This is a genomic window from Bacteroides sp. PHL 2737, assembly GCF_004115325.2.
Lineage (GTDB): Bacteria > Bacteroidota > Bacteroidia > Bacteroidales > Bacteroidaceae > Bacteroides > Bacteroides hominis.
In genome coordinates, this window is record NZ_CP040630.1 from 1930295 (window position 1) to 1952270 (window position 21976).

16 protein-coding genes and 1 tRNA gene are annotated in these 21976 nt (G+C 42.3%); 6 read left to right on the forward strand and 11 right to left on the reverse strand.

Going from position 1 to position 21976, the window contains the following annotated elements:
* Positions 1–5 precede the first annotated feature (5 nt).
* Entirely contained in the window at positions 6–773 is a 768-nt protein-coding gene (locus DBK98_RS07965; protein WP_005784850.1) for a ParA family protein, read from the reverse strand.
* A gap of 504 nt (positions 774–1277) precedes the next feature.
* Between DBK98_RS07965 and surE the strand changes: the two genes are divergently transcribed.
* The 3 genes from surE to DBK98_RS07980 all read left to right on the forward strand — a co-directional run bounded on the left by surE (position 1278) and on the right by DBK98_RS07980 (position 4004).
* Complete coding sequence (gene surE, locus DBK98_RS07970; protein ID WP_005775478.1) at positions 1278–2045, forward strand: 5'/3'-nucleotidase SurE; 768 nt, start codon at positions 1278–1280, stop codon at positions 2043–2045.
* On the forward strand, positions 2042–3175 hold the full coding sequence (gene lpxB / locus DBK98_RS07975; protein WP_032537220.1) for a lipid-A-disaccharide synthase: 1134 nt from the start codon (positions 2042–2044) through the stop codon (positions 3173–3175). The genes surE and lpxB overlap by 4 nt, the downstream gene beginning before the upstream one ends.
* Positions 3176–3263: 88 nt before the next feature.
* Positions 3264–4004, forward strand: a complete 741-nt coding sequence (locus DBK98_RS07980) for a NigD-like protein (protein ID WP_032537219.1) — start codon at positions 3264–3266, stop codon at positions 4002–4004.
* 110 nt (positions 4005–4114) lie between these two features.
* On the opposite strand, the gene DBK98_RS07985 is transcribed toward DBK98_RS07980, so the two are convergent.
* From DBK98_RS07985 to rsfS, 3 genes are read right to left on the reverse strand one after another with little or no spacing between them, the layout of a single operon-like run.
* Positions 4115–4954, reverse strand: a complete 840-nt coding sequence (locus DBK98_RS07985; RefSeq protein ID WP_005775482.1) for a phosphatidate cytidylyltransferase — start codon at positions 4952–4954, stop codon at positions 4115–4117.
* Between the two features lie 15 nt (positions 4955–4969).
* The gene (gene ftsH / locus DBK98_RS07990; protein ID WP_080714628.1) at positions 4970–6958 is read right to left on the reverse strand and encodes an ATP-dependent zinc metalloprotease FtsH; all 1989 of its coding nucleotides are present in this window, start codon (positions 6956–6958) and stop codon (positions 4970–4972) included.
* A gap of 48 nt (positions 6959–7006) precedes the next feature.
* The gene (rsfS, locus tag DBK98_RS07995; protein ID WP_005775484.1) at positions 7007–7366 is read right to left on the reverse strand and encodes a ribosome silencing factor; all 360 of its coding nucleotides are present in this window, start codon (positions 7364–7366) and stop codon (positions 7007–7009) included.
* Between the two features lie 302 nt (positions 7367–7668).
* Between rsfS and DBK98_RS08000 the strand changes: the two genes are divergently transcribed.
* Positions 7669–7739 (forward strand) — tRNA-Gln (locus tag DBK98_RS08000).
* 143 nt (positions 7740–7882) lie between these two features.
* On the opposite strand, the gene DBK98_RS08005 is transcribed toward DBK98_RS08000, so the two are convergent.
* From DBK98_RS08005 to rsmA, 3 genes are all read right to left on the reverse strand, one after another.
* The gene (locus DBK98_RS08005; protein WP_032537217.1) at positions 7883–9733 is read right to left on the reverse strand and encodes a DUF349 domain-containing protein; all 1851 of its coding nucleotides are present in this window, start codon (positions 9731–9733) and stop codon (positions 7883–7885) included.
* Between the two features lie 118 nt (positions 9734–9851).
* A complete protein-coding gene (gene mgtE / locus DBK98_RS08010) occupies positions 9852–11192 on the reverse strand; it encodes a magnesium transporter (protein WP_005775486.1) in 1341 nt (446 codons plus the stop codon).
* Positions 11193–11253: 61 nt separating this feature from the next.
* Positions 11254–12096: a 16S rRNA (adenine(1518)-N(6)/adenine(1519)-N(6))-dimethyltransferase RsmA gene (gene rsmA / locus DBK98_RS08015; protein WP_005818340.1), complete on the reverse strand. Its 843-nt coding sequence runs from the start codon at positions 12094–12096 to the stop codon at positions 11254–11256.
* Between the two features lie 49 nt (positions 12097–12145).
* On the opposite strand from rsmA, the gene DBK98_RS08020 reads away from it, so the two are divergent.
* Positions 12146–13147 (forward strand): lysylphosphatidylglycerol synthase transmembrane domain-containing protein, encoded by a 1002-nt coding sequence (locus DBK98_RS08020; protein WP_005818341.1) that lies wholly within the window; start codon positions 12146–12148, stop codon positions 13145–13147.
* A gap of 203 nt (positions 13148–13350) precedes the next feature.
* Positions 13351–14808 carry an aminoacyl-histidine dipeptidase gene (locus tag DBK98_RS08025; protein WP_005818342.1) on the forward strand — a complete coding sequence of 486 codons (1458 nt, stop codon included), beginning with the start codon at positions 13351–13353 and terminating at the stop codon, positions 14806–14808.
* Positions 14809–15437: 629 nt separating this feature from the next.
* Here the strand turns inward: DBK98_RS08025 and DBK98_RS08030 are convergent.
* The 4 genes from DBK98_RS08030 to DBK98_RS08045 are packed head-to-tail and all read right to left on the reverse strand — an operon-like array spanning position 15438 to position 21786.
* Positions 15438–17120: a hypothetical protein gene (locus DBK98_RS08030; RefSeq protein WP_005810416.1), complete on the reverse strand. Its 1683-nt coding sequence runs from the start codon at positions 17118–17120 to the stop codon at positions 15438–15440.
* A gap of 22 nt (positions 17121–17142) precedes the next feature.
* The gene (locus DBK98_RS08035; RefSeq protein WP_005810414.1) at positions 17143–18294 is read right to left on the reverse strand and encodes a DUF4249 domain-containing protein; all 1152 of its coding nucleotides are present in this window, start codon (positions 18292–18294) and stop codon (positions 17143–17145) included.
* A 4-nt stretch (positions 18295–18298) separates the two neighbouring features.
* The gene (locus DBK98_RS08040) at positions 18299–21049 is read right to left on the reverse strand and encodes a TonB-dependent receptor domain-containing protein (RefSeq protein ID WP_032537216.1); all 2751 of its coding nucleotides are present in this window, start codon (positions 21047–21049) and stop codon (positions 18299–18301) included.
* Entirely contained in the window at positions 21046–21786 is a 741-nt protein-coding gene (locus tag DBK98_RS08045; protein ID WP_005818350.1) for a hypothetical protein, read from the reverse strand. The genes DBK98_RS08040 and DBK98_RS08045 overlap by 4 nt, the downstream gene beginning before the upstream one ends.
* Positions 21787–21976: the final 190 nt, after the last annotated feature.

Sequence of the window (21976 nt, forward strand, 5' to 3'; positions counted from 1 at the left end):
TTCGTTTATTTACTATTTCTGCTTATTAGTTCCTTAGCCAGTGCCAGGTGATTTTTTGCTCCGGTAGATTCTGCATCATATAAGATGGTGGGCAGTCCGTAACTGGGTGCTTCACTGAGCTTCACGTTGCGCTGGATGACGGTTTTGAACACCAGTTCCTGAAAGTGGCGTTTCACTTCGTCATAGATCTGGTTGGCTTGGCGCAGGCGTGAGTCGTACATCGTCAGCAGGAAGCCTTCTATTTCGAGTGCCGGGTTCAGTTTTGATTTGATAATCTTGATGGTATTCAGCAGTTTGCTGATTCCCTCGAGGGCAAAGTATTCTGCCTGTACGGGGATAATCACCGAGTCTGCTGCCGTCAGGGCGTTGATTGTGATCAATCCCAGCGAAGGAGAACAGTCTATCAAAATATAATCATACTCTTCCTTTAACGGAGTCAGCACTTCTTTCAGTATCTTTTCGCGGTTTTTGAGATTTAGCATTTCAATTTCGGCGCCTACCAGATTGATGTGCGATGAAATGACTTTCAGCGAATCAATTTCAGTGTCATGAATAGCGTCCTGTACGTTGGCTCTGTCGATAATGCATTCGTAGATAGTACATTCGGATTGCTTGATGTCGACTCCCAATCCGGAAGAGGCATTTGCCTGTGGGTCTGCATCAACAACCAGTACTTTCTTTTCAAGCGTAGCCAGCGAAGCTGCGAGGTTAATCGTAGTCGTTGTTTTTCCTACACCACCTTTTTGATTGGCCAAAGCAATTATTTTTCCCATATTATCTAAATTTATTGGCAGCGAAATAAGTGATAAATCCTCAGAGCGCCTACTAAAAAATAGAAACTTTGCTTAATCTGTTGATAAGTCACCTGTTTTGTTAATAACTGCCAGGCGAGATACGGGCATTTTTTCTCTTTTTAGCTCGCAAATATACGTATTAAAATTGAATATCAATTCCTTTTTTTACTCACTTGCAGAAGATTAAGATTTGTAAACGGGTAGTCTGCATGGCTAACCATCAGATGGTTTCAAGACTTCCATTAAGAGTTAGCTGATAAAACATCCCCATGTTTTTGATAACAAGATCCCCATGTTGTATCTAACAACATCCGGATGTTCTTCACAATAACATCCGGATGTTTTATACTCTTGTTTCTTATCTGCTGTGAATACAATATTAATAGACCTTCGCTTTCCTATTTGGTTCTGTTGTCGATACAAGTTCTTTTTGCTACTTTTGTGCATTTCGAAAACATAAAATAATAGATAAGGTAAGATTGTATGGAAAATAAAAGGCCTTTGATCCTCGTTTCCAATGACGACGGTATTATGGCAAAAGGTATTAGTGAACTGATTAAATTTCTTCGTCCGCTGGGCGAAATCGTAGTAATGGCTCCTGACGCTCCCCGTTCCGGCAGTGGATGTGCACTGACGGTGACACAGCCGGTGCATTATCAGTTATTGAAAAAAGATGTGGGGTTGACTGTTTATAAGTGTTCCGGTACGCCGGCCGATTGTATAAAACTGGCACGAAATCAGATACTTGACCGTGAACCCGATCTGGTTGTCGGTGGGATTAATCATGGTGACAATTCTGCTACCAATGTACACTACTCCGGCACGATGGGGGTTGTAATCGAAGGTTGCCTTAACGGAATTCCTTCTATCGGGTTTTCTATTTGTGATCATGCCCCCGGAGCTGATTTTGATGCTGCAGGACCTTATGTGCGGAAAATAGCGGCAATGGTTCTTGAGAAGGGACTTCCGCCACTGACTTGTCTCAATGTGAATTTTCCCAATACTCCGGAACTGAAGGGAGTGAAAATCTGCGAACAGGCCAAAGGGCACTGGAGCGGAGAGTGGCAGGCCTGTCCACGGAGAGACGATACGAATTATTATTGGCTGACCGGAGAGTTTATCGATCACGAACCGGAGAACGAGAAGAACGATCATTGGGCGTTGGCCAACGGATATGTAGCCATCACACCGACGGTAGTGGATATGACTGCTTATCATTTTATGGACGAATTGAAATCCTGGGAATTATGAAATACTATCTGATTGTTGGCGAAGCCTCGGGCGATTTGCACGCTTCTCACTTGATGGCTGCACTGAAAGAGGAGGATCCGCGGGCTGAATTCCGTTTCTTTGGCGGTGATATGATGGCCGCTGTAGGAGGAACGATGGTGAAGCATTATAAGGAGCTGGCTTACATGGGCTTTATTCCTGTATTGCTGCATCTGCGAACCATCTTTGCCAACATGAAGAGATGTAAGGAGGACATCGTGGCATGGGCGCCGGATGTTGTTATTTTGGTGGATTATCCGGGCTTTAATCTCGATATTGCCAAGTTTGTGCATGCGAAAACGAAGATTCCGGTTTACTACTATATTTCTCCCAAGATTTGGGCATGGAAAGAATATCGTATCAAAAATATAAGAAGAGATGTAGATGAGCTTTTCTCCATTCTCCCTTTTGAGGTTGAGTTTTTTGAAGGGCATCAATACCCGATTCATTACGTTGGTAATCCGACGGTGGATGAAGTTACCGCTTTCAAGGCTGCAAATCCGGAAACATTTGCCGATTTTATCAGTGATAATGAGTTAGCGGATAAGCCTATCATTGCTTTGCTTGCCGGAAGCCGGAAGCAGGAGATTAAGGATAATCTCCCCGATATGATCCGGGCAGCCTCGGCTTTTCCGGATTATCAGCTTGTGCTGGCTGCCGCTCCCGGCATTTCTCCGGAATACTATGCTGAATTCGTAAAAGGGACAAATCTGCAAGTAATCTTTGGCCGGACTTACCGCTTGCTTCAACAGGCGGATGTCGCTTTGGTGACATCCGGAACTGCCACTCTTGAGACGGCACTTTTCCGCGTACCGCAAGTGGTTTGCTATCATACTCCCGTAGGGAAGCTGGTGTCTTTCCTCCGGAAACATATCTTGAAGGTGAAGTTTATCTCGTTGGTCAACTTGATTGCCGGACGGGAAGTAGTCAGGGAATTGGTGGCTGATACGATGACGGTGGAGAATATGCGGAACGAGCTGAAACGTTTGTTGTTTCAAGAAGACTATCGACGGAAAATGTTGGATGGTTATGAAGAAATGGCACGGTTGCTCGGACCGGCAGGAGCCCCGAGGCATGCTGCCCGCGAAATGGTGAAATTGCTTAAAAAATAGTTTTTTATTCAATAATAGGACAGAAACCGGTGCAGTAAATGCCCGGTTTTTTTATTTATAGGGTAAAAGGAATAAATTAAGAATAGATATGAAAAGAGTTAAACTACTTTGGGTGGCAATGTTGACGCTGATACTGCCGGCATTGCAGTCGTGTGATGACGGTGACGGTTATTCATTGGGCGATATAGCAAGAGACTGGGCTACAGTCCGGGTAGTCGGTGGTGATACGTATGCACTGAATGCCGACCATTGGGGAAGTCTTTGGCCTGCTGCGACCGCGATTCCGGGCTATAGGCCGATAGACGGACAGCGTGTGATTACTTATTTCAATCCTCTTTATGATAATTATGAAGGATACGATCATGGGGTAAAAGTAGAGTGTAACTATGACGTCCTGACCAAACAAATAGAGGACCTGACTGCCGACAATGAAGCGGAAATAGGCAATGACCCTGTTCTTGTATATAAAGATATGATGTGGATTGGAGGCGGATATCTGAACATCATTTTTCGCCAGTGCTTACCGGCCAAAGAAAAACATCGCTTCAGTCTGGTTCGCGATACGCGAAACATGGCTAAAGATGGTGATGACGGGTATATCCATTTGGAATATCGTTATAATACGTATGGTGATGTGACTAAGCGTTGTTTAAACGGTGCGGTATCTTTTAATTTGAATTCGTTGGATCTGACCGGTAAGAAAGGCATTAAAGTGAAACTGAATTCTGTTGAAAACGGAGAAGTTGAGGTAGTCTTTGATGTAAAAGAACAGCCGATACCCGAGGGTGCAAAGAATATAGAGCTTTCAAACGAAGTTCAGGTAATGTAAAAAGGGTGAGTTGTAAATAACGGGCTACAAACGGAAGTTTCGCTATATTCTGCGGGATGCTTTACGTTTGTAGCCCGTTTTTATTTGCGGCTATTATTCTTTTATCGATTTTAGAACAGGGTCAGTGCATATAAGTAGACAACTCCTGCCGGTATGGCCATAAGCGAACTGTCGAAGCGATCGAGCATACCACCGTGTCCCGGCAAAATGCTTCCAGAATCTTTAATTTGCAATTGACGTTTCAGAAGTGACTCCGTTAAGTCTCCCCAAGTTCCGAAAATAACAACGACCAGTGCCAACCCGGCCCACTCAGCCCAAGTCATGACCGGAAAGAAATAGGCAAATGCAAACGAAGCGGCAATGGCTACGATACCGCCGCCGATAGAACCTTCCCATGACTTCTTCGGAGAAATACGTTCGAATAAACGATGCTTGCCAAACAGAGAGCCGAAGCAGTAGGCGCCCGTATCATTCAGCCATAAAAATACAAATATAGAAAGCGGTAATATCGGATTATAAGAGACGCTGGTTGTTTCCGGATCATTCTGGAAAGCGAGTACATTCAGTAAAGCAAAAGGGAGAGCGATATACATCTGGCTCAACATGGAATAAGCCCAGTTGAGTACCGGATTCTTTTTCTTAAGGTATAATTCGCTTACCATCAGGTAAATGAGCAATACCAGATAAGGAATGAATATTTTGGAATCGGCAGCATCGATACAGAATCCCATGAGAGCAAGAAATAGATAAGCCCCTCCCAGCATGGTGATGGTCCGGTTGATGGCTACTTCCCCCGATTGATTGACAAGATGGCCGAACTCACGTATGGTCAAAGCACTGACAATAACGAAAAGTGTCCCGAAAGCCAGTGGATCGTACAGTATACAACCCACTATGATGGCTACAAATAATATTCCTGTTATGGCGCGTTGTAAAAAGTTGTTCTTCAAGGTGCTGTTACGTTTTTAGTTTTGTGATGCCGCCGGTTCTTGTTGCGTATTATCTTTTTGCGACTCTGTTGCTTGTGGAGTATCGGTATCTTCTCCATCCGTAGAGTGGGCGGTATTTTCTTGTTTGCTATTGGCTGCCATGATCTCTTCCGAACGGGAAGCCCAAGGACGTTTACCGAAGATACGTTCTACGTCTTCGGCAAAGATCACTTCTTTATCGATCAGTAGCTGCGCCAATTCGTTGTGCTGCTCTTTGTGTTCCGAGAGGATTTGTTTGGCACGTTCATATTGTTCGTTAACCATTCTTTTCACCTCTTCGTCAATCAGTTCGGCAGTCTTTTCGCTATACGGACGTTGGAACGAATACTCATCATTATTATAATAGCATAAGTTCGGCAACTTTTCACTCATTCCCAGGTAGGCGATCATGCCATAAGCCTGTTTGGTCACACGTTCAAGGTCATTGGCAGCTCCACTGGATACGCGGCCAATGAAGAGATCTTCTGCTGCGCGTCCGCCCAGAGTGGCACACATCTCATCGAGCATTTGCTCTTTGGTGGTAATTTGCCTTTCTTCCGGCAGATACCATGCAGCTCCCAATGCGCGTCCACGAGGAACGATGGTTACCTTAATCAATGGGTTGGCATATTCCAATAACCAAGAGATGCTTGCGTGTCCGGCTTCATGCAAAGCAATAGAGCGGCGTTCGGCTTCCGTGGTGATTTTGGTTTTCTTTTCAAGTCCACCGATGATACGGTCTACAGCATCCAGAAAATCCTGTTTGCCTACGAATTTCTTTCCATGTCGTGCAGCTATCAGGGCTGCTTCGTTGCATACGTTTGCAATATCAGCTCCCGAAAATCCGGGAGTCTGGCGGGCAAGCAGATCTACATCTACTGTATCGTCTATCTTGATGGGGCGCAAATGCACACCAAATACTTCTTTACGTTCGTTGAGATCCGGTAAATCTACATGAATTTGCCGGTCGAATCGTCCGGCACGGAGTAATGCTTTATCGAGTACATCCACACGGTTAGTGGCTGCCAGAATAATAACACCGCTGTTTGAGCCGAAACCGTCCATTTCAGTTAGCAGCTGGTTCAACGTGTTCTCACGTTCGTCATTGCCGCCCATCGCAGGATTCTTGCCGCGGGCACGTCCTACGGCATCAATCTCATCGATGAAAACAATACAGGGAGCCTTTTCCTTAGCCTGTTTGAAAAGGTCGCGTACGCGGGATGCACCTACACCGACAAACATTTCAACGAAATCGGAACCGGCCAAAGAGAAAAAAGGTACATTGGCTTCACCGGCTACAGCCTTTGCAAGCAATGTTTTACCTGTTCCCGGAGGGCCTACCAGCAAGGCGCCTTTAGGAATTTTACCTCCCAAATCCGTATATTTCTGGGGTTCTTTCAGGAATTCGACAATCTCTTCTACTTCCTGTTTGGCTTCTGCCAGTCCGGCTACATCTTTAAATGTCACTTTGATGGATCCACCTTTCTCAAAGAGCTGTGCTTTCGATTTTCCTACATTGAATACGCCACCTGCTCCACCACTGGCACCACTGCCCATGCGGCGCATGAAGAATATCCACAAGGCAATCAGAAAGACAATAGGCAGCACATTCCAAAGTATTGCGCTGAAGTAGTCTTTCTTCTTATCATAGCTGACAGAACCGTCGAAGTGTGTTTCTTCTTTCTCCTTTTGCAGGAAGTTATCCAGATTTTCGCGTGAAGGAGCTTCGGTGGTAATCATCGGATTCCGGCCTACACGTGTAGAATCTTGTTTGAATACAGCTCCTACGTACTGTGGCTTAATATAAATTTCAACTGTGTTGTCATCATAGCCAATCACTTTACTGACATACCCGTCACGTACGTATTGTTGGAATTCATCATAAGAGATGTTCTTGTTAACAGAACTGTTTCCGTTAGCGAAATACAGCCCTAAAAGCATCAGGGCGATAATCATATACATCCAGTTCAGATTGAACTTGGGCATATTTACTTTATTGTTGGTTTTCTTGCTGTTATTGTCCATACTGATAGATTAATCAATGTCGGGAATAGTAATTAGTTTGGCATCTGCCCACAGGTGCTCCAAATTATAAAAGTTTCTGGCCTCCGGCAGGAATACGTGTACTAATACGTCAGAAAAGTCCATAGCTACCCACTCTGCGTTTCGTTGTCCATCGATGGCAGAGGGTTTAGTGCCGGCACCTTTTCGGGTAAATTCTTTTATGGAATCTACGATGGCAACGACCTGGCTGGGGGAGTTCCCCTGACAGATTACAAAGTATTGGCATATCGTGTCGTCAATGTTTGTCAGATCTGCTATGACAATGTTTTTACCTTTTTTTTCTTGTATACCTTCGGTTATCTTTTCTATTAATACTTTCGTTTCGTTCATTTATAGGTTGAAATTAAATAATCAATGTTTAGTTTCTGTTTATAACAAGGAAGGGGCATTCTTTGTTTTCCTGTCATAAACGTGATATTTTTTACAAATATACGCTGATTTATTGTATCAAGGAAGGTTATATGCTAAATCTATTTCATTTTTTGTTTTTTTTTAGGGATGCATCTCTTTGGAATCCGGCGTATTAGATATTTTTTTGCAAAAAAAGAGCGAAAAGTATTTGTGATTAAAAAAAACTTTGTACCTTTGCAACCGCAAACGAGAAACAAAGGATGTGAATCGTTAAGCGACATTGGGCTATGGTGTAATGGTAACACTACAGATTCTGGTCCTGTCATTTCTGGTTCGAGTCCAGATAGCCCAACAAAGAGAGCGAAGTTTTTATATAAAACTTCGCTCTCTTTGTTGGTATTCTTTCCTATTTATAATTTTCGTATATAAAAAAAGCGAATCAAAGGGGCTTATGCCTTCTGATTCGCTTTACATAGAACTAAAAATTATTTTCCTTTATTCTTCTTTGATTGATTCATCAATTACCTTTATCTTCTGCAATACCAATTCCAGATCAGCTTTGAGCTTTTCTACCTTACGGTTAATTTCGGTCAAAAGGCTGTTTCCCTTTTTGGAAGAGGTAGTGAGGAAGCCCAAGTTGTTTTCATAGGTCTGGAGTTCGTTTTTCATGTTCTCGTACGTACGAACCAATTTTTCGCGTTCACGATAAATAGATTGCGAACCTCCACTTTGAATATTACCGATAGAAGATTTGAAATTACTCAGTTTCTTGTTCGATGCACTGATATTGAATCGGTCGAAAAGCTGGTCAATCAAACCGTGATATTGCTTATAAAGCTTATCTTTCTCTTTGAAAGGAACATGCCCGATATTATTCCATTCTTTCATCAATTCACGAACTTCTTTGCTTGCTTCATCAGCATCTGTTGTTTCGTCAATTGAGGTTAATTGGGCTATGATTGCTTTTTTCTTTTCCAGATTTTCTTGTTCTACAGAACGTTGGGAAGAGGTGGCTTTGCCCTTTTGTTCAAAGAAGTAATCACATGCAGTGATAAAACGTTTCCAAACTGCATCCGAATATTTTTTAGAAACAGGGCCGATTGTCTTCCATTCTTTTTGTAGTTTAGTCAAGACTTCGGCTGTTTCTTTCCAGTCGGTACTATCTTTCAGAGCTTCTGCCTTTTCACATAATGCTTTTTTCTTTTCCAGATTGGCATTCATACCCTCTTTCAGAGACTTGAAGAATTCTCCTTTTTTCTTGAAGAACTCGTCGCAAGCTTTACGGAAACGCTCAAAGATTTTCACGTTCATTTTCTGTGGAGCGAAACCGATTGTTTTCCATTTGTTTTGCAGGGCGATTACTTCTTGCGTCTTGGTTTCCCATGCAGCAAATGTTTTCAGTTGATCGAATTCGATTGCTTCTACTATTTCGCAAATAACTGTTTTCTGATCCAGATTATGCTGTTCGCTCTCTTTTAATGCTTCGAAATGTTGCTGATGACGACGATTGACAGCAGTAGAGGCAGTTTTGAAGCGGTTCCATATTTCGTCACGCAATTCTTTGGCAACCGGGCCGGTATCGCGGAACTCTTGATGTAGTTTCTGTAATTGATGGAAAGCGGAGACTACATCTTGTTCGTCGGCCAGTTTCTCTGCAGCTTCACAAAGGTGTGTCTTGATTTCCAGATTCTTCTTGAAATCATATTCCCTGAATTCATTATTCAGTTTTAGTATATCGTAGAACTTCTCAACATACAGTTGATAATTCTTCCACAACTCGTTTACTTTAGCCTGTGGTACCAGCTTTACTTCATTCCACTGTTGCTGTAGCTTTTTAAATTCATTGTAGGATTTATTGGCGTCATCGGGTGATTCCACCAGTTCTTTTAATTCTTCGATAATCGACAGCTTGACCTGAAGATTCTCTTCTTTCTGTTTTTCAATCTCAGCAGCCAAAGCACTTCTCTTCTCTTTGATGGCTGCCATTAAACTTTTGAATTCTTCTTCTACACCGTTAGGCTGTGCAATAAATTCATCTTCGGCACCACCATTTTCTACGAATAACTTTTTCGCAGCCTCGAGTTCGGCATTATGAATTTTATAGAAAGTCTGCTTTAAACCATCCAGCTCCTGTTTACTTGCATTTTCAGCATCTTGGGCAACTTCTTTTAATCGGGACAGCACTTCTTCTTTAGTGTTCAGTCTTGAACCTGATTCGGTTGATTTTTCAGCAATCGTTTCTTCAGCCGGAGTTTCTGTAATCTCTTCAGAAACCTCAACTGCTTTTTTTTCTTCTTCTAATTCCCCTTGTTTCAAAGGTTGGTTAGTGTCATGAGAGTCCATCATTGTATATTCGTTTTTAGGAAAACAGGATTTGTCCTTAAATCCATTAGGTCACAAATTAATGAAATAAAATGATTACTTCATACTATTTTCCTTTATTTTTTTTCATTATAGCTGTTTTTTACGATAATAACACCGTAATTCCCATGTACATCATCATACCAATGATGTCATTTGTAATGGCAATAAACGGCCCTGTAGCTATAGCAGGATCTATTTTCATCTTTTCCAGTGTCATTGGAACCAGAGTACCGAAGATGGAGGCAAACATCACTACTGAAAACAGGCTGATGGATACCGAATAAGTAACAGTGGCCGTTGCACCGAAACGAATGAAATTATAGGTATATACCAGTAAAGAGATGATTGTGGCATTAATCAATGCAACTACAGCTTCTTTGCTGACTTGCTTGAACGTGTTTTTAGCATCGAGAGAACTGTTTGCCAAGCCTTGTACGACAAGTGCCGATGACTGGGTTCCCACATTTCCACCTGTACCGCCAATTAACGGTATGTAAAGAGCCATTTCGGGATGTGCGGCGAAAGTAGAATCAAAATTACCTAATATCATAGAGTTACCTATGCCGCCAATCATACCGATTAATAGCCAGGGCAAGCGGGCTGTAGTCTGACGAAGTACATTGTCGTCCGTTTCTACATCCTGCGAGAGACCGGATGCCAATTGGTAGTCGCGCTCCGATTGTTCACGAACCTCGTCCATGACGTCGTCGACGGTAATCTGTCCTACTAACCGGCCGATGCTGTCGAGAACCGGGATAGCAACCAAGTCATACTTTTCGATAATTTGTGCCACTTCATCGATAGGTGTGTCTACGTGCACCGAGATAGGGTCTTTCTGCATCACATGTTTTACTTTGGATACAGAGGGTGACGTAATCATCTTTTTCAGTGGAAATATTCCGCGAAGACGTTCGTCATCGTCTATCACGTATACATAATAGATGTCATCAAGTTCTTCTGCCTGTTGACGCATTTCTTTCAGGCATTCGGGCATACTCCAGTTTTCGTTGACGGTCACCATTTCCGTACCCATCAAACCACCGGCGGTATTTTCGTCATATTTCAGCAGGTCGACAATGTCTCCTGCCTGTTCGATGTCTTCAATGTGCGAAAGTACCTCTTCCTGCTTGTCTTCATCCAGTTCGCGCATCAAATCTACGGCATCGTCCGTATCCATATAGTCAACGAAACGTTTGGCAATGGTTTCTGATGGCAGGATGTCAAGAAACTCTTTACGAACATCCTCGTCCATTTCTACAAGTACGTCCGCGGCAGTTTCATTATCAAGTAATCGATAGACGAAGCGGGCTTCTTCCGGATTCAATTCGTTACACAACTCCGCTATATCAGCAGGGTGCAGATCGATAAGAAGCTCTTTTACTTTATCGGCATCTTTTTCTCCGATAAGCTCTTTTACGTTGTCAATGTATTCTTCGTTCATAATTACATCCTTACCTGCTTCCCGTAAATCGAGGAAGTCACGTTTAGTATACTACGTTTGTTCAGTCCGATAATCCGGCTTCCCCATTGGGAATTTCTTTTTGAGAAGTTGCTTCTATCGGGGACTTCAGCGCTTGTTCCACCCGGTTTGTCAGGTCTATAAACTCCTGTACCGAGAGTTGTTCAGGGCGTTTGTTGAATAGAGCGTCTTCTGTCAACGGGCAATCTTTACCCAAGATCGGTTTGATGGAGTTTCGTAATGTCTTTCGACGCTGGTTGAAAGTAGTTTTCACTACCTGTTTGAATAGCTTCGGATCACAACCAAGGTCTTGTACCTCGTTACGTGTCATTCGTATGACTGCACTCTTCACTTTTGGAGGTGGGTTGAACACATGTTCGCTTACAGTGAAAAGATACTCTACCCGATACCAGGCTTGTATCAGAACGCTGAGAATGCCATATGTTTTACTGCCCGGCCCGGCCGCAATGCGTTCGGCTACTTCCTTTTGGATCATTCCTGTACAGCAAGGAATCAGGTCTTTGTTATCCAACATTTTGAAAAATATCTGGCTGGATATATTATAAGGATAGTTTCCGGTTAATGCGAACGGATGTCCGCCAAATAAACGTTGCAGGTTCATTTTCAGGAAGTCATCCTCGATGATGTTGTCTTCCAGTGACGGATAGGCTTCTCGCAGATAGGCTACCGATTCATAATCGACCTCCACCACTTTTACCAACCGTTCTTTTTTGACAAGGAACTGAGTGAGCACACCCATTCCCGGCCCAACTTCCAGAATCGGCAGTTCGGGGAATGTATCTACTGTATTGGCAATGTCCTGTGCCACTTTCAGGTCTTTCAGGAAGTGTTGTCCGAGAAACTTTTTAGGCTTTACTAATTTCATTTATCAACTAAATAACTACTTTTGCAGCAGACAAAGGTAATTCTTTTAAATGAAGAATAAAGAATTAGGGATGAAGAAACTAATAAAAAAGACACTGAAACTTATCTTACCATTGGTTTTGGGAGGCTTTATCTTATATTGGGTCTATCGTGACTTCGATTTTGTAAAAGCCGCGGAGGTTTTGCAACACGGCACAAACTGGTGGTGGATGGCTTTTTCACTTCTTTTCGGCATATCGGCACAAGTGTTTCGTGGTTGGCGTTGGCGTCAGACGCTGGAACCTTTGGGAGCGTTTCCCCGAAGAAGTGATTGCGTCAATGCCATTTTCATTTCGTATGCAGCCAGTTTGGTGGTGCCGCGGGTAGGAGAAGTGAGCCGGTGTGGGATACTTGCAAAATACGATGATGTTTCCTTTGCTAAATCTTTAGGTACTGTGGTAACCGAACGTTTGGTAGATACACTGACTATTCTTTTGATTACCGGTGTCACGGTTTTGTTGCAAATGCCTGTATTTGTCACCTTTCTTGAACAAACCGGTACGAAGATTCCTTCATTGATGCATTTACTTACGTCTGTTTGGTTCTATATCATTCTGTTTTGTGGAATAGGAGTTGTTGTGCTATTTTATTATTTGATTCGTACCCTTTCTTTTTTCGAGAAAGTGAAAGGAGTTGTACTGAATGTTTGTGAAGGCATTATGTCACTGCGGAATGTGAAAAATCTTCCGCTTTTCCTGCTTTATAGCTTTTTGATTTGGCTCAGCTATTTTCTCCATTTTTATTTCACTTTCTATTGTTTTGCTTTTACGGCACATCTGGGACTTCTTGCTGCATTGGTCATGTTTGTCGGAGGAACATTTGCCGTAATTGTTCCTACTCCGAATGGGGCCGGTCCGTGGCATTTTGCAGTGATCACCATGATGATGCTTTATGGGGTAAATGCGACAGATGCCGGAATATTTGCATTGATCGTTCATGGCATTCAAACCTTATTGGTCGTTTTATTAGGCATTTACGGGTTGGCGGCTATTTCCTTCCTCCGACGAAAATAATATTTGCTGATAACAATTGTGTTTCAGGAAATGCGCTTTGCTAACTTAAAACAATATGTGTGTTATTGCTATACATATTTAATCTGTAAATCCGGTTTTTGAACTTTTTTTATTTGAATTTCTTCCGGTAATTCTTTCTTTTCCATTCTTTTTAGTAGCTTTGACCTTTAGAAATTGATTTAAAACCTATAAATAATTCATTTATGAGCACAATTCTTGATTTAGCTCCACAAAATGTATGGAAGCACTTCTATTCTTTGACGCAGATTCCGCGTCCGTCGGGACATATGGAAAAAATTACCGGGTTTCTGGTAAATTTCGGTAAAGGTCTCGGCTTGGAAACCTTTGTAGATGAAGCCGGCAATGTGATTATCCGTAAACCTGCCACTCCGGGGATGGAAAATAGAAAAGGAGTAATCCTTCAGGCACATATGGATATGGTACCACAGAAAAACAATGATACTGTTCACGATTTTGAGAAAGATCCGATTGAAACTTATATAGATGGTGAATGGGTGAAAGCTAAAGGTACTACACTTGGAGCCGATAATGGTTTGGGAGTAGCTGCTATCATGGCTGTTCTTGAAGATCAGAATCTGAAACACGGACCGTTGGAAGCTTTGATTACAAAGGATGAAGAAACAGGTATGTTTGGTGCTTTTGGTCTGAAACCGGGTACTGTGAATGGAGAAATACTGCTTAATCTCGATTCTGAAGACGAAGGTGAACTTTACATCGGCTGTGCCGGTGGTATGGACGTTACCGCATTTCTTGAGTATAAGGAAGTGGCTCCGGAAGGTGGTGATATTGCCATTAAGGTAAGTTTGAAAGGTCTTCGTGGCGGTCATTCCGGACTGGAAATCAATCAGGGACGTGCCAATGCCAACAAATTACTGGTACGTTTTGTGCGTGAAGCTGTAGCAAGTTATGAAGCTCGCCTGGCAACTTGGGAAGGTGGAAATATGCGGAATGCCATTCCCCGTGAAGCCCATGCAGTAGTAACTATCCCCGCTGAAAATGAAGAAGAACTATTGGGTTTAGTGAAGTATTGCGAAGATATTTTCAATGAAGAGTATAAAGCAATCGAAACTCCTATCAGCTTCACTGCCGAGCGGGTAGAACTGCCTGCAGGAGAAGTACCTGAAGAGATTCAGGATAATCTGATCGATGCTATTTTTGCTTGTCAGAATGGTGTGATGCGAATGATTCCTACAATTCCCGATACAGTAGAAACCTCTTCAAATCTGGCAATCATTAATATTGGTGGTGGAAAAGCTTCTTTCAAGATTCTGGCACGTAGTTCCAGCGACAGCATGAAAGAATGTCTGACTACCAGCCTTGAATGTTGCTTTTCTATGGCGGGTATGAAAGTGGAGATGACGGGAGGATATTCCGGATGGCAACCCGACATCGATTCTCCGATTCTGCATGCAATGAAAGAATCTTATAAAAAGCAGTTTGGTACAGAGCCGGAAGTGAAAGTTATTCATGCCGGGTTGGAATGCGGTATCATTGGGGCTATTATTCCTGGACTGGATATGATTTCATTTGGCCCTACACTGCGTTCACCGCACTCTCCTGATGAAAGAGCCTTGATTCCGACTGTGCAGAAATTCTATGATTTTCTGGTTGCTACATTAGAACAGACACCGATTAAATAAAGGTTCATCAGCGAATATACGAATGAGGGGCAAGCGTTACAAGCGTTTGCCTCTCTTCTTTTTTAAGGATCTCTTTTTGTTTTCCTGTTTCATGCCGACTTGTCATCCAAATGCAGAATTGTCAATGGCAACCTGCCTTTCTGACTTTATTTATGTCCGGTTTTGTCATATGATTGCCAATAGAAACCGATTTTCTTGATATATATCAAGAAATATGTTTTAAAACATATTTTTCTTCCCTTTTTGAGTACAACGTATCTATTTAGGCTTTATTTTTGTGCTGTAAAACATAAGAATTAGGATAACATAGTTTTTAGGTAACAGTTTTTTTAGGTAAAAAGATTATGAAGATTGTAAGAAGTTTATTAAAGAATTTGGCAAATGCCAATCCTAACATCTGGGGATATGTAACGCTTTAAGCATTCTCCCCTTTAGGTTTTCGATGTGTGTTTATTAATTAAGGTAATTATTATTAGTATTTGAAGCAATGAAAAAAGTAGTAATGCATCTGCTGGAAAGATGTTTAAGAGAAGCCGGCAGAAATGAAATGATGAAGTGGGGATACACTAAATAAAAGTGTTCCCCACTTTTTTTATTGGGGAGTTACTTCACCCATTGGACTGCGAGGGTCATTCTTCTACACGAAAACTCGTTTCACCTCGGATTGCTTCTCCTTGGTGCGTAAAGCCTTCCACCACTACTTTAAATTCTCCTTCAAGGTCGGATGTGTAAAAAAGGAGTGTGGTAGCTTTTCCCTTTTCTGTTTTTACGGAGGGGTTCCAGTATAATGTATGCCGGAAATCCGGTTTGCGTGATTTTCTGTCAACCTCGTTTTTGTACTCGGGCATGCTGAATGCAACGGGCAATTGAGGACATTCATATACTGTCAGTTGCGAGTCGTCACTTAACTGTATGGAAGGCAGGTTTCCTTTTTGCGTGGTCAGGGAAATCATACATTCGAATGTTTCACCGCTAAAAGCATAGCGGCTGTTATAGATATCGATTTTTTTCACCAATTTGGGGTTATACTTCAGAATATCTTCGTGATCGTGAATAGGAACACCATCCAATAACACTAATGTATTTCCGACATTGAATCTTTTTTCTCCCTCTTTGAGTACTTTTAGCCTGCGTTTACCATTCACTTTGCGTATTATCACGCTACGTACAAATTCTACAAAGGTTTCTGTCATCGTGCTGAATCTTGTGTATTCATCCAGATTGTAGTTCAGATAAGGTTGGAGCCCGTAACAAGATTGCAGAGGGATACCATGGTCAAGAGAATCGAGCATGACAACTTGTTGTAGCTGTATGCCTATGCTTCTTTCCAATAATCGTTTTTTATTTCGATAGAGTTTAAGTTGGGGGAGATTTTTCGGCAGATTCTCACAGAAAGGCGATAAAATATTCATTTGGTAAGATTCTCCATTAGCTCCCCATGCGGCAGCCACTATGTCATTGATTCCAAATATATTGCTAGTGTAGAATCGTGCATTCCCTTCAACGTCTACTTGTCCTTGTACATACCGGATATCTTTACCTACAAAAGCGATGTCTGCTGACACATGTTTATTCTGCATCTGTTTCAGTGTTTCTCCTTCGGGAGTTTGTATTTGTCCGCGGATGATATGTCCTTCATATTCCGGTACCCATTGACCGGAGAATGTGCCGGGCGTACTGGTAACTTGCTGTCTCCAGACAGATTCTTCATGATGTGGAAGTATGACCAGTGAATCATTGCGGCTTACCGAAACGATAAGGTCGGATACTTCTTCGGGCAGGCCATTGATGGTCAATTCTACAGGTTGGCGCATACTATACGACGGCCGGGAAGTGTTTATACGAATGTTTCCGTTCATAGCCGGTACTTCTTTCGGGTATGTTTCCGTAGAATCGGCTAATGTTATCGGGTCAGATTCCGCAATCCGGAAAGTGTTGATTATGGCAATCTGCTTTCGAAAAAAGATTTTTTCCCCTTCATCTCTCATATATTGGGTATATCCGCTTAACTCGTAAATACCTGAGGGAGCATCAGCCGGAATCTTTATTTTTCCCGAACCGCTGCCATTGTCAAGTGCTAATTTTAACTGGGCCTGTGGGCGTTCGGCATTTGATATTTCTACATATCCCACTTTGCTGAAAAAAGATGGTTGGAAGTGGGTGTCAGTGGTATAAAACTTGATCCAAACTTCTTCGCCGGCCAGATAACACGTTTTGTCCGTATGTACATACACTCGTTCGTATAGTTCTTCCTGTGCCTGTGAAATCAGACAAAACAATGCAAAGAAATATAGTGTGAAGATTCGTTTCATGATTGTCTCCTTTCTTTTTAAGTTATTGGTGATCGTTGGGCCAGAACGAAGGTTTGTTTTTATTTCCTCCGTTATATTCACATTCTGTGCATCTTTGCAGCGTCCAGTTATCGATGTGTGTACCTGTTCCAACAGGACGATAGCCAGCCAGATATCTTGTCAGATAGGTGTTGTAGCCCATTTCGTTCAGATCATCGTCCGTCAGTTCCTCGCAATCTGTGTATCGGGGAGGATGTTCTATGTCATTGGGGCGAATATAGATTCTCTTTTCGACTATGTTTTTGTAAACCCCGACATAGCCGATGGCTCTTCGCTCAGGCTGAGTGGTACAACTGAGATTTCCCTGAACTTCGGAAGGTTGTGGAGTAAAGATTCCTCCCATGTCTTCATTTTGCTGTTGTACATTCAGATAATATTCATACCCTGCTTTACTCAGTGTCCGTTGTTGTACCAGTACACTGTATAACACTGTAAATCTATCTCCTTTTACCGGTGCTTCAAACAGCTTATTGTTTATGATCCGGTTTTCTTTCAGTGATTGGGTTGAACTGATCAATATATTTCTGGATAATTCTTTTTTCCAGCAATAGAAGGTAGGGTAACTGCTGTCCTCGTAAATGCGGTTTGTTTCCGGATCGAAGTAACAAGTTGTCATGTAATTAGCTCTAATCTCCCAGTCTTCTTTGTAATTCCACATGTAATATTGGGTTTTTCCGGGATCACCATGTGTAGATACCCGGATGGTCAGTGGCTGTTCTTTTACGGGCTGTATCCATGAAACACTGTCTATTTCAGGAGTTTCCATCGGTTCGGAGGGAGAAGAGATATAAATCTCTCCATTATATTCTATTTCTACTCCATAAGATACGTTGTTCTGTAATTCCCCGATGCTGATTTGATATTTGCCTTCTCCGATAGCCTTACCGGGATTACTCCGATAGCCGTCACTGCCGGTTACAATGATTTTGGCCTCAATGTCTCGATAGTTTTCCGGGGATTCTTCGGACAGTGGGACACTTTTACTTAATGAAAATACGACTTCCGTATTGGCAATGATGTCGCCGGTCACTACCAACAGTTCTTCGTCGGAAGTGGGAAGTTGTGCGTTAAATTCGGAGACACAACCTGTCAGGCAGAGTAGCAATAGATAGATAATATATTTTGATTTCAACATGGTGTTAGAATTTTATGTTATATGTAATGAAAGGAATCGGCACTCCGAAGATAGACATCTGGTACCCCTTTATCTGACCTTCTTCCGACACATAATAAATGGAATAAACATTTTTTCTTCCGGTAACGTTGTATATGCCGATAGAAATAGAACTATGCGTTAGTAGCGTCAGGTGATGGCTGGGCTCTATATTGAAAGAGATGTCTGTACGAAAGTAGTCCGGTATACGGTATGAGTTTCGTTCCGTGTAATAAGCCCGCATCGATTGTGTCGACTCATCATAATATTGTCCGGCAGGAATGGTTGTCGGACGTCCTGTGCTGTAGTCCACATTGATCGACATACTGTAGCGGTGCGTAAATTTATAGTTACCTACAAACTTGAAATCATGAGGCTTATCATATTCCGTAGGATACCAGTCACCGTTGTTTACCGGTTTTTCGATCCGTTTGTCATTCTGTCTCAAGAAAGTACGCGAATAGGTATAACTCATCCAACCGTTCAGTTTTCCAACCTGTTTTTTTACCTGCAGTTCCACACCGTAGGCGTGTCCTTGCGTGTTGATAACATCAGTTTCAATATGGTGGTTCATTAGCAGTTTGGCTCCTCCGCGATAGTCCAGATAATCGGACATCCGCTTATAATAACCTTCCACTGAGTATTCCCAGATACCGTTCGGAGAATTCAGGTAAAGTCCTGCCGCGGCTTGCCAACCTTTTTGGGGTTTAATGTTGACATCACTCAGTTTCCATGTGTCGGTTGGCGACATGATGACAGTATTCGACAGTTTATGTATATATTGCCGCATCGAGTTAAATCCTGCTTTAATTGAAAAATCATCCGTGAAGGAGTATCGTGCGGATAGCCGGAATTCGGGTCCGTGATAGGTTTTCATCACTTTTCCTGCTCCGGCAGTGATAGTATCTGTTATAGTCGATTCGTGCGGGAGCGTACCCGGTTCATATTTATAATACGAACGTGGGCCTAACGCATTGAATAGCGAATAGCGGATTCCTGCGTTGACAGACAGTTTTGGAGTGATTTCCCATTCATCACCCAAATAGAACGCCGTTTCCAGAGCTTTATCTTTTTGCAAAGCATCCTTTTTCACCAGTGATTCACTTCCTTCAGGTTCGTAAGTTCCCGAATTGATATTGTACAGCATTGATTTAAAACCAAAGTTTAATGTATTATTGCCGGTCAGCTTGTTTGTAAAGTCTGCCTTAACGAAATATTGATTAATGTCAAACGATAGCTTATATGCGCTTGAGGCATTGACTGTTTCCCGGTTATTGTAGTCGTAGTGATCGTATCCGGCCGAGAAATATCCCACCAGTCTCTCATTAAATACAGCCCTCCATCGTGCTGAGGCATTAAGGTTGTTGTAACCGTATTTTTCGTTTGAGTTGAAAGCAAAGCGGTCATGGCTATAATATCCGTAAATATTAAGGCTGTGTTTATCGTTGAACTTATGTGCCACAATGGCGCCCAGGTCATAAAAACCGGCGGTGCCGTCTTTGTAACCGCTTTTTTCCGGAAGCTGTTTCATAATCCAGTCGGAATATGTAGTACGTCCGCTTAGTAAGACAGATGTCCTGTCTTTGATGACCGGAATCTCCAGATTCAGTTTGCTTGTCACCAGTCCGATACCCGCCGAACCTGTGAACTTTTCTTTATTGGCCTCTTTGCCGGTGATATCCAGAATAGACGAGATACGTCCGCCATATTGTGCGGGGATGCTGCTTTTATATATTTCGGCCTCTTTCACCATGTCCGAATTGAAAGCGGCGAAGAAGCCAAATAAGTGGTTGGGGTTATAAATGGTTCCGTCATTAAGTAAAATCAGGTTTTGGTCGGTAGCTCCGCCACGTACGTTGAATCCGCTTGAAGCTTCACCTACTGTTTTTACTCCCGGCAAGGCTTGTACCATCTTCAGAATGTCCACTTCCCCCAAAGCCATTGGGATATTTTTCAGCTGTGTAGGGCGCAAAGTCTCAGCTCCCAGCTGTGTGCTCTTTACATTCTGTATGCGTCCGGAAGTAATGGTTACTTCGTCCAGCATATGTGCACTCTCTTCCAGTTCTATATTGAGTGTTCCGTCACTGAAAAGCATGATTTGACGTCGCGTATCTTTTACATTCAGTCCTTTTATGTCCAATTGCTTATGTCCGGTAGGAAGCTCAAGGGTAAAGTTACCCTTTGCGTCTGTTGTTGTCGCTATCCATGGGTCCTTTAAAATCAGATTGATACCGATCATGGGCTCACCGGTTTTAAAGTTAGTCACTTGCCCTTTGAGTGTCGCTTTCCGGGGGCGTTGTTTGATCCGTACATCTCCTACATTATATACTTTGTTTTCTGAAGATGCTTTTTCCGGTTCGTCTCTCAGATAAGTATATACATCCCCATAGTAACCTTCATCTTTTTCCGGTTCGCCTGTCAGTGTGGGAGGCAATAGTGTGATAAGCTCCTGTTCTTTCAGCACGAATAAAATGTTCCCATATACCGATAGTTTATAGGGTGTCGGTGCCAGTGCTTCTTTCAACTGCTGTAAAGGCGTAGTCTTTCCTCTTACCAATACCTTGAAGGAGGTGTCAATGGTAGTATAAATTCTGTAGGATGTATTTTTCTCCATTGACTCCAGTAGGGTATCAATGGTTATACTGTCGGCCGGAAGTGAGAGCGGCTGTTGTGCCACTGCTTGTTGCGGCCACCAGAATAACAGGGGCAGCATCCATAGGTATGTATTCTTTTTCATCGTGTCTGTTTGGGGGCTATCAATTCTTCACAATAGTTTGTAAGGGCTGTCAGGGAGGCGTCAGTATCATGACGGAAGTTTAGCTTCTGTTTTCGTACATAGCGGTTTATCAGTTTACGCTGTTCCGGAAAGATCCTGGCAAACGTCTTTTTGTTACTGACGGAATAATATACTCCGTTGTACTCCAGATAATATTTTGCTTTGTACGTGAAATATTCAGTCTGGTGTTTGCCGGTTTTTATTATTTTTTCCGCACTGATATGAGCAATATAATATTTTTTGCGTGCCAATAGTCTCAATTCTTTTCCATTGTGCAGTAATTCGTAAAATCCTTTGTCCAGATTTGTATTTGGCGTTGGACGGAAGTAGATGAATGTAGCATTGTGTAGTTTTACCTGTTCGATTCCTTCGTTATTAATAATAATGCTATGACGGCTACCGGGATTCAGAGCCGAAAGTTGGTCTTTGTATAAATCCAGGTGAAGGGCCAGACCCGGATACCGGTTACCTCTGAAGATGATCTCTCCGGAAGTAAATTCGTCACTTTGAAAATAAGGGAGATTTTCGTATTGAGCAAGACTGTACGTAAATTCTATTTCACCATTATAAATGGTTGCATGGTCTCCTGCCGCTTTCAGATAACTTTCTATCGGATGGGTTTGTGAGTAGATTGCTTCTCCATTGAATAATAATGCGGTAATCGCCAGCATATACTTCAAGTAATGTCTGTTTTTCATAAGATGTTGTGTGTTGGTTTGTGATTAGATTAATGGTTGCGATTACAAAGTTAACTGAAAAAGTCTTGTCGTTTTCAGTTTTGCGTTAAAAGACCTTAATTTTGCTCATGCTGGTTATGGAAATATGCCCGATCTGTTCTCTTTTTTTATAAGAAAAAGAACAAATCTTTAAACTTTATTTTGTTACTTT

What these genes read in the sequence shown, in the direction of transcription:
- mgtE (WP_005775486.1), bottom strand. Translation starts at nt 11,192, where the DNA reads ATGAACGAAGAATACATTGACAACGTAAAAGAGCTTATCGGAGAAAAA.
- DBK98_RS08045 (WP_005818350.1), bottom strand. Translation starts at nt 21,786, where the DNA reads ATGAAAAACAGACATTACTTGAAGTATATGCTGGCGATTACCGCATTA.
- DBK98_RS08025 (WP_005818342.1), top strand. Translation starts at nt 13,351, where the DNA reads ATGAGCACAATTCTTGATTTAGCTCCACAAAATGTATGGAAGCACTTC.
- rsmA (WP_005818340.1), bottom strand. Translation starts at nt 12,096, where the DNA reads ATGAAATTAGTAAAGCCTAAAAAGTTTCTCGGACAACACTTCCTGAAA.
- rsfS (WP_005775484.1), bottom strand. Translation starts at nt 7,366, where the DNA reads ATGAACGAAACGAAAGTATTAATAGAAAAGATAACCGAAGGTATACAA.
- DBK98_RS07965 (WP_005784850.1), bottom strand. Translation starts at nt 773, where the DNA reads ATGGGAAAAATAATTGCTTTGGCCAATCAAAAAGGTGGTGTAGGAAAA.
- surE (WP_005775478.1), top strand. Translation starts at nt 1,278, where the DNA reads ATGGAAAATAAAAGGCCTTTGATCCTCGTTTCCAATGACGACGGTATT.
- ftsH (WP_080714628.1), bottom strand. Translation starts at nt 6,958, where the DNA reads ATGCCCAAGTTCAATCTGAACTGGATGTATATGATTATCGCCCTGATG.
- lpxB (WP_032537220.1), top strand. Translation starts at nt 2,042, where the DNA reads ATGAAATACTATCTGATTGTTGGCGAAGCCTCGGGCGATTTGCACGCT.
- DBK98_RS08005 (WP_032537217.1), bottom strand. Translation starts at nt 9,733, where the DNA reads ATGATGGACTCTCATGACACTAACCAACCTTTGAAACAAGGGGAATTA.
- DBK98_RS08035 (WP_005810414.1), bottom strand. Translation starts at nt 18,294, where the DNA reads ATGTTGAAATCAAAATATATTATCTATCTATTGCTACTCTGCCTGACA.
- DBK98_RS08020 (WP_005818341.1), top strand. Translation starts at nt 12,146, where the DNA reads ATGAAGAATAAAGAATTAGGGATGAAGAAACTAATAAAAAAGACACTG.
- DBK98_RS08030 (WP_005810416.1), bottom strand. Translation starts at nt 17,120, where the DNA reads ATGAAACGAATCTTCACACTATATTTCTTTGCATTGTTTTGTCTGATT.
- DBK98_RS08040 (WP_032537216.1), bottom strand. Translation starts at nt 21,049, where the DNA reads ATGAAAAAGAATACATACCTATGGATGCTGCCCCTGTTATTCTGGTGG.
- DBK98_RS07980 (WP_032537219.1), top strand. Translation starts at nt 3,264, where the DNA reads ATGAAAAGAGTTAAACTACTTTGGGTGGCAATGTTGACGCTGATACTG.